This is a genomic window from Acinetobacter sp. UBA2063 (assembly GCF_002333245.1).
Lineage (GTDB): Bacteria > Pseudomonadota > Gammaproteobacteria > Pseudomonadales > Moraxellaceae > Acinetobacter > Acinetobacter parvus.
In genome coordinates, this window is sequence record NZ_DDAH01000054.1 from 1,569 (window position 1) to 9,784 (window position 8,216).

Consider the following 8,216-nt stretch of genomic DNA (forward strand, 5'->3'; position numbering starts at 1 on the left):
CGAACGCCAACTGATTGCCAGCGTCTGCGATGATTTACTGTTGGTTCATGCAGGCAAATGCACAGAGTTTGAGGGCGATTTACAGGATTATGCGAAATGGTTGCGTGAAGCGCGCCAACAGCAGATCAACGCTCAAAATGCCCTACAGCAACAAAGCAGCAATGCACCCGCCTCAACTGCAAAAGTGGATAAGGAAGCCCAGCGAAAAGAGGCTGCCCGTCGCCGTGAACTGACCCGCCCGATTCGCAAGAACATCGAAAGGGTTGAGGCACAGATTGACAAGGTTCAACCGCGTTTAGCAGAGATTGAACAGGCTTTGGCGGATAGTGCCCTGTATGAAGCGAATCGAAAAGATGACTTGATCAAACTCATGAATGAGCAAAATGATTTAAAGGCAAAACTAGAACAATTCGAAGAACAATTGCTCACCTTCATGATGGAGTTAGAAGAATTAGAAGCGTCATTTACGCATTAATTTAAAAATATAGATCCATATATTTACTGCATAGAAATATATGGATCTTAGATTCATGTAGATATTTAAAAACCTTTAAGCCTGTTCCCAAGCTCAAATCAACATCCCCGTAACATAAATCTGTATTGAATAATGTTATTCTTTTATCTCACTTTTTAATCTCGATTAAAATTTGAATTTTCTCAAAAAATTGAGCTTTGGCTTCAGGCTAGATATACTCAAGCCCCATTATTGTAATGTTATCACCTACGAATGAATCTTGAGGGTTAGATTCGTTTAATATTTTTTGTACTGCAATTTGCTGAGTACGTTATTTGGGACACTACAAACTGAATGAACTCTTTAGACTTTCTTTTTAATTTCGAACACTTCCTGCCAATCCTAGTTCAGGAATATGGTTTATGGATTTATGCCATCCTGTTCCTGATTATTTTTTTAGAAACAGCTTTTGTGTTTATGTTCTTTTTGCCAGGCGACAGCCTGTTGCTGACCGTAGGTGCCTTGTGCTCCATGATCGAGATCATGCATCTTGGTTATATGATCAGCTTGCTTTTTGTTGCCGCAACCCTGGGTTATATGGTCAATTATCATATTGGCCGTCATTTTGGTGACCGTATCTTTAATATGGAATCTCGCTTCATCAAACAAGAATACCTACAAAAAACCAATGTGTTTTTCTTAAAGCATGGTGGGAAAACTATCCTTCTTGCCCGCTTCATTCCTTTTGCACGCTCATTTGCACCGCTAGCAGCAGGTTCAAGCAATATGAATTATACGCACTTTGTAGTTTACAATATCCTAGGTGCGTTGCTGTGGATCAGTGTTCTAGTTACTGCAGGTTATTTATTTGGTCACGCGATTATTCAAGTGAGTGATTTGGTAGATAGTTAATCCTTTAGTGTTCCACGTGAAACCTTCCCTGCTAGTTTTCAAAAAAAAGACGATGCTCCAAGGCATCGTCTTTTTTTACATTCAGAATTTAAGCGTCAATATCTGCATTGAGTGCGTTTTCTTCAATGAAGGCACGACGAGGTTCAACATCATCACCCATGAGACATGAGAACATACGATCCGCCTCAATCGCATCATCAATGGTCACTTGCAACATATTGCGATTTTCAGGATCCATCGTGGTTTCCCAAAGCTGCTCGGCATTCATCTCACCCAGACCTTTATAACGCTGGATCATCATGCCACGGCGTGAGTCCTGCAAAATATGCTGCCATACCTGATGGAAACTGTTGACCTGAATACGGCGCTCACCTTTTTGCAGATAAGCCCCCTCTTCAAGCAGCTTGAACCAGCTCTTGGCATTTTTCAGCAAACGTGCATATTCAGCAGAATTGAGCAGACCTGCATCCAGCAAATAGGCATGTGGCAAGTTATGTACATATACCGTGACACGCGGCCAGTAGTGTGCCGATTTTTCACCCAGGGAGTTTTCACGTTCAAATGATTCCAAGGTAATTTCAGGGCGCAAACTTGGCTGTAATTTTTCAATTGCCACACGCAATTGCTCAGCCCATGATTCCACATAGTCACGCTCATGGTTGTGGTCAGCCTTAAATGCCTCTAGCTCAAGCAGGCCATCCAGCAGGCTCGCAGGATAACGCTGAGTGAGGCGCTGCAAGCTCTTCTGTGACACCTGATAATCCGCAATCACACTCGCCAATGCCGCACCAGTAATTGCAGGTGCTTCCGCACTGATATGCAAGGCAAGCTCATCAATTGCATTGGAGATCAAAAACTCTTCCAGTGCATCATTGTCCTTGATGTATTGTTCGTGCTTGCCTTTCTTCAATTTGTACAGTGGTGGCTGGGCAATATAGATATAACCACGCTCAACCAGCTCTGGCATTTGACGGAAAAAGAACGTCAACAACAAGGTACGGATGTGTGAACCATCCACGTCCGCGTCAGTCATGATGATGATTTTATGATAACGTAACTTATCTGGATTATATTCTTCACGCCCGATGCCACAGCCTAAAGCCGTAATTAGCGTCCCGACTTCCTGACTGGAAATCATCTTGTCAAAGCGGGCACGCTCAACGTTGAGGATTTTACCTTTCAACGGCAAAATCGCCTGCATCTTACGGTTACGGCCCTGCTTGGCACTACCACCCGCAGAGTCACCCTCGACCAGATACAGTTCAGACAAGGCTGGATCTTTTTCCTGACAGTCCGCCAATTTTCCTGGCAAACCCGCAATATCCAGCGCACTCTTACGGCGGGTCATTTCACGGGCCTTACGCGCCGCATCACGGGCACGCGCTGCATCAATGATCTTACCTGCAATCGATTTCGCTGCTTGTGGATTTTCCAGTAAATAAGCAGAAAACTCTTTGTTCATGGCCTGCTCTACCGCAGGTTTTACTTCACTCGAAACCAATTTTTCTTTGGTTTGCGATGAGAATTTTGGATCTGGCACTTTCACTGAAACAATCGCGGTCAAGCCTTCACGAGCATCATCCCCTGTAACAGCAACTTTTTCTTTCTTTAAAATATTTTCACTTTCAAGATACTGGTTCAAACCACGGGTTAACGCCGCACGAAAACCTGCAAGGTGTGTACCACCATCTTTTTGTGGAATGTTGTTGGTAAAGCAGCGTACATTTTCCTGATAGCTGTCATTCCACTGCAAGGCAACTTCGACGGTAATCCCGTTTTCAGCATCAGCCGTGAAATGAAAAATATCATTCAGATGGGTCTTGCCTTCGTTAATGTATTTAACGAATTCAGACAGGCCACCCTCATAATCGTAGACGTGTTCAAGGTTGATCCGTTCATCACGCAATACAATCCGTACACCTGCATTGAGGAATGAAAGCTCCCTTAAACGGCGTGCCAGAATATCAACATTGAAAATGGTCTGGCTAAAGGTCAACTCACTTGGCCAGAAACGTACAACTGTACCTGTACGCTCTGTTTCACCCACCACCTTTAATGGATATTGTGAATCACCATGCTGATATTCTTGCTCGTGAATTTGACCCGCACGATAAATCGTCAACTGTAGTTTTTTCGACAAGGCGTTGACAACCGACACTCCTACACCATGCAAACCACCCGACACCTTATAGCTGTTATCATCGAACTTACCGCCCGCATGCAGGATGGTCAGGATCACTTCTGCCGCAGACACGCCCTCTTCAGGGTGTATGTCGGTTGGAATACCACGTCCGTTATCCGACACGCTGACCGATTCATCCTCATGGATGGTCACCAGAATTTCGTCACAATGACCCGTCAGGGCTTCATCAATGGCATTATCCACCACCTCAAACACCATATGGTGCAGACCAGTACCATCATCGGTGTCACCGATATACATCCCAGGACGTTTACGAACCGCGTCTAATCCACGTAATACTTTAATACTAGAGGAATCATAAGCCTTTTCATTTGTTTGTTCTGTTTGAGAGACTGATTGAGACTCTGAACTCATGGTTACTCCCTAGTAATATTGATCTATTTGAAGATGAGAAAATAAAATTATGGTGCAGCAAGACTGACTTGACCGTGAACAACATGGAATAATTGAAAAGGAATCGACAAATCATGTAAGTGTTTTAATACCGACGCATGGTCCAGGGTGGTCATAAAAACCTGACTTCCCAGCTGACTCAGTCGCTCAATTAAACGCTGTTGTGCGGCTACATCCAACTCTGCTGTCAGATCATCCAATAATACCACAGTTTCCTTGTTGCTCGCATGCAGCATTGCAATTTGTGACAGTTTTAATGCCATGATTAACAACTTTTTTTGCCCACGGGACAACACATCCGCAGCATCACTGCGCAGGGCATCGCCACCCGTTTTTAAACGCAGGTCGGCACGGTGTGGACCATACTCAGTATAGCGCCGTTCCATGTCTTTTTGATGCTGCTGCACCAGATCGTGTAGCAGTCCCTGCTCGGTATGAAAACCTGGATTGTATTCCAGCACAATCTCCAGATCAGGCAACAACTGCTTTAAATCTTCCTGAAAAAAATAGTTCCATTGCTCCACAATGCTGACCCGTTGTGAATGCAGAATTTCACCATAGTCACTCAGCATCTTGTTCCATGGTTCCAAATCAGCCAAGGTCAAGTTACGCCGTGACTTCAGCAGACTGTTCCGCTGCTTTAATGCACGTGAATAATATTGCCAGGCAAAATAGAACTCAGGTTCCACGTGGAACATCAACCAGTCCAGCAGTTGCCGCCTTGGTTTAGCTCCATGATCAATGATATCTGTACTTTGTGGGTCAATATGCTGCAAAGGCAGCAGTTTTGCCAACTGCCCCTGCGTGGCAATGGTATCACCATTGACCTTGATCAACTGCTCACCAGAAGCCAGCTTTTGCATACCAATCCGTTCACTGGCGGATTGGGCAAAAACAAGCGCATCGTCTGCATTGTACTGAATGTAATGTTTTGGTATATGGGTACGGAATGATCGGCCTGTCGCCAATAAATGAATGGCTTCCAGAACTGAAGTTTTTCCAGAACCATTTGCGCCGTAAAAAATATTAAACGGTTGCAACTCGCCGAGTGCAACCGCCTTTAAATTACGTACACGTTCGATATTTAAACGCGTGATTTGCATGTTTTAAAACTCAAACCATCAATCGCAATTAAACCCGCATCGGCATTACGACATAGGTTTGGTCTGGATGGGCTGGGTCTTGCACCAACACCGACTGATTGGCTTCGGTCATGCTCATCTTGACATCATCACCATCCAGCACACTCAGGACATCTAAAATATATTGTGCATTAAATGACATTTCCAGCGGCGCATCCTGATATTGAATGACCAGATCTTCACTGGCCTCATCCTGCTCAGGGTTATTGGCACGCAACTGCAAGGTATCCTGGCTAAAATTCAGGAAAACCCCACGCAGCTTCTCATTACTCAGAATCGCCACACGTTGCAGTGAATGTTTAAACACATCATGGGCAATTAGCACATGCTTATCACCACCACGCGGAATCACACGGCGATAATCTGGGAACTTGCCATCAATCAGCTTGGTGGTAAAACGAACAGTGATATCACCCTGCTCCTTATCACGGCTTGGCGTATTGATGGTGATATTTAACAGTTCACGGCCAATCAACAAGGTCAGTTGCTCATCCTCAATACTGAGTAAACGCTGTAATTCACCAACCGCCTTACGCGGAACAATCGCCTGAATCGATGCAGATGCTGTCGATGTAGCCGACACTTCACACAATGCCAAACGGTGACCGTCTGTTGTGACTGTACGCAATTGATTTTGATCAATTTCCAACAATGTACCCGTCAGATAGAAACGAACGTCCTGAACCGCCATGGCGAAAGAGGTTTTTTCAAACAATCTTTTTAATTCACGCTGTGTGACCTGCACCTGTGTACCCTGACTGTTTTCAGTCGTCAGTAATGGATAATCCTCGGCAGGAAGCGTACCCAGAACAAAGCGGCTATTGCCTGATTTCAGGATACAACGCTGGTCTTCAGTAATTTGTAGGTCAATCAAGGCTGCTGTCGGGAGGGATTTACAAATTTCGACCAGTTTACGTGCTGGAACAGTCGTTTCGCCAGCCTGCAAACAGGCACCCTCAGCCAGCGTGGTGCTTGCCACCAGTTCAACTTCCAAATCAGAACCCGTAATGGTTAAAGCCTGTTGAGTGGTTTGAATTTTGACATTAGAAAGAATATTCAAGGTGTGACGACGCTCAACCGCCCCCACCACATGCGATAAAACATTGAGTAAACTTTCTTTAGCGATTTTCAAACGCACGATTTATTCCTCTTACAACAGAAGCCGATATGAATGTTAGCAGTGTACTATGCTGCACTTAAAAGCAGTTTGCAACTCTGAAAAATGAATTAACTTTGTAAAAGACGCAGCAGGTTTTTATAGTCTTCATTAAAAATTGGATCTTGCTCACGTAGGCTAGCCACTTTTTCACAGGCATGCATCACTGTACTGTGGTCACGCCCACCAAATGCCATGCCAATCTCTGGAAAACTGTCACCTGTCAGTTCACGCGCCAACCCCATTGCCAACTGGCGTGGGCGTGCATAGATACGAGTACGTTTTGGCCCCACCAGTTCCTTGAGTGGAATACGGAAATATTCACTGACCACACGCTGAATGTTTTCCACACTGATGGTACGGGCACGAATTGCCAACACGTCTTTCAAGGACTCACGCACCACATCCAGATCAATGGCTGTCCCCTTGAAACGGGAAATAGCCACCACCTTATTCAATGCCCCCTCAAGCTCACGCACATTGGCAACCACTTGCTGGGCAATAAACAGGGCACAGTTGCGGGGTAAATCGACACCACTGTTTTCAGCTTTCTTCAATAGAATTTCAATACGGGTTTCAATATCTGGTGGTTCAACCCCCACCGACAATCCCCATGAAAAACGAGAGACCAAACGCGGATCAAGCTCAGTTAATTCTTTTGGATAACGGTCAGATGTTAAAATAATTTGTTTAGATTCATCGAGTAAAGCATTAAAAGTATAGAAAAACTCGACCAAACTCGCCTCTTTACCTGCGAGTAAATGAATATCATCGACCAACAACAAATCTAAAGAACGACAATTTTTCTTAAATTCTTCAACCTTACCTTTTTGTAGTGAACTGACAAAATCCTGTACAAAACTTTCCGAGGTCATATACATCACACGCGCATTTGGCTTGGCTTGTAACAGCGCATTTCCGACAGCTTGCATCAAGTGTGTTTTACCCAAACCTGTTGGACCATATAAAAATAAAGGATTGTGCTGAGACGCACCAAGCTGGGTCAAAACCTTGCGGCAGGTTTCCGCAGCCATCTGGTTGGAACGGCCTTCCACAAACAGTGAAAAAGTGAATTGCGGGTTGAGCTGTCTTTTCTTTGGTGATTTCGCTGTGTTTTGACTTGGCTGGACCAGATCAGGCTCTTTCTTGATACGTGTTGGAATAGTCTGGGTATTTAAAGCGGCAGTCGTGGTTGCTGGCTGCTCACTGGAAGACAAAATCGTACCAGGGCGGGAATCAACCAGGATCTCAACCTGACGAATCCGCCCTTCAGACAACTGTTCCGCCAAAATTGAAATGAGTTCCAGATGATTATCTTGAATATAACGTGTCCAATAAGGGTTAGGTGCGTATAAACGCATGACTCCATCAACCTCTTCGGCAACCAAAGGACGAATCCACATCGCAAAGACGTTATCAGAGAGCTCTTGTCGCAAGCGAGTTAAGCAGTCTGTCCAGAGCATGTGCATCCCCTATCTATCCATTTTAAATTCAAAAATAAAAACCGTTACCCTCATCTTTCAAAGGGGTCGCCATTCTAACCAAGTTATCCACATCTGTCAGGACAATTTATGAGACTTTCGCTGAAAAAGACAGCATTTGTTTATAAATTTAAATTCAAAACAGCATGTGTATAACTTTTTGCACAAGCTGTGGATAATTTTAAGCTCAAAGTTATCCACAAACTATATTATTGATAAAAACATGCTTATCCACAGCATAAATTTATGTTTATTCAAAAAAAAACACCACTTTCCACAGAATAAATCCACACTAATAAGAATAAATTTAAATTTTAAAATTTGAATTTACTTATAAGGTTTACCTGTTTTGTGGATAACTGAGCATATCGAAATTTAAATTCAAAATCCAAGAATTAAATTTAAATTAGAAAGCGGGTTGTTGATAAACCTGTTTGTAAACTGGGAAAATAAACGAATGCTGATATAATTTAAC

General features: G+C 43.8%; 5 protein-coding genes and 1 pseudogene. 2 read left to right on the forward strand and 4 right to left on the reverse strand.

The genetic code is table 11. The features are described from left to right. Positions 1 to 475, forward strand: a pseudogene (locus B4H32_RS02685) (ABC transporter ATP-binding protein); the annotation flags it as partial. A gap of 333 nt (positions 476 to 808) precedes the next feature. Further along, positions 809 to 1,366, forward strand: a complete 558-nt coding sequence (locus B4H32_RS02690; RefSeq protein ID WP_004683895.1) for a VTT domain-containing protein — start codon at positions 809 to 811, stop codon at positions 1,364 to 1,366. A gap of 88 nt (positions 1,367 to 1,454) precedes the next feature. Here B4H32_RS02690 and gyrB read toward each other — a convergent pair whose 3' ends face one another. The 4 genes from gyrB to dnaA form a co-directional block, all read right to left on the reverse strand. Then, complete coding sequence (gyrB, locus tag B4H32_RS02695) at positions 1,455 to 3,923, reverse strand: DNA topoisomerase (ATP-hydrolyzing) subunit B (protein ID WP_286799695.1); 2,469 nt, start codon at positions 3,921 to 3,923, stop codon at positions 1,455 to 1,457. A gap of 47 nt (positions 3,924 to 3,970) precedes the next feature. Further along, positions 3,971 to 5,065, reverse strand: coding sequence for a DNA replication/repair protein RecF (gene recF / locus B4H32_RS02700; RefSeq protein ID WP_004683891.1), 1,095 nt, complete (start codon positions 5,063 to 5,065; stop codon positions 3,971 to 3,973). Positions 5,066 to 5,093: 28 nt separating this feature from the next. Beyond that, positions 5,094 to 6,242 carry a DNA polymerase III subunit beta gene (gene dnaN, locus B4H32_RS02705; RefSeq protein ID WP_004683890.1) on the reverse strand — a complete coding sequence of 383 codons (1,149 nt, stop codon included), beginning with the start codon at positions 6,240 to 6,242 and terminating at the stop codon, positions 5,094 to 5,096. 89 nt (positions 6,243 to 6,331) lie between these two features. After that, the gene (gene dnaA / locus B4H32_RS02710; RefSeq protein ID WP_004683889.1) at positions 6,332 to 7,723 is read right to left on the reverse strand and encodes a chromosomal replication initiator protein DnaA; all 1,392 of its coding nucleotides are present in this window, start codon (positions 7,721 to 7,723) and stop codon (positions 6,332 to 6,334) included. Positions 7,724 to 8,216 lie beyond the last annotated feature (493 nt).

Excerpts from the sequence above, each read along its gene's own strand:
- B4H32_RS02690 (WP_004683895.1), top strand. The coding sequence starts at position 809 with ATGAACTCTTTAGACTTTCTTTTTAATTTCGAACACTTCCTGCCAATC.
- recF (WP_004683891.1), bottom strand. The coding sequence starts at position 5,065 with ATGCAAATCACGCGTTTAAATATCGAACGTGTACGTAATTTAAAGGCG.
- dnaA (WP_004683889.1), bottom strand. The coding sequence starts at position 7,723 with ATGCTCTGGACAGACTGCTTAACTCGCTTGCGACAAGAGCTCTCTGAT.
- gyrB (WP_286799695.1), bottom strand. The coding sequence starts at position 3,923 with ATGAGTTCAGAGTCTCAATCAGTCTCTCAAACAGAACAAACAAATGAA.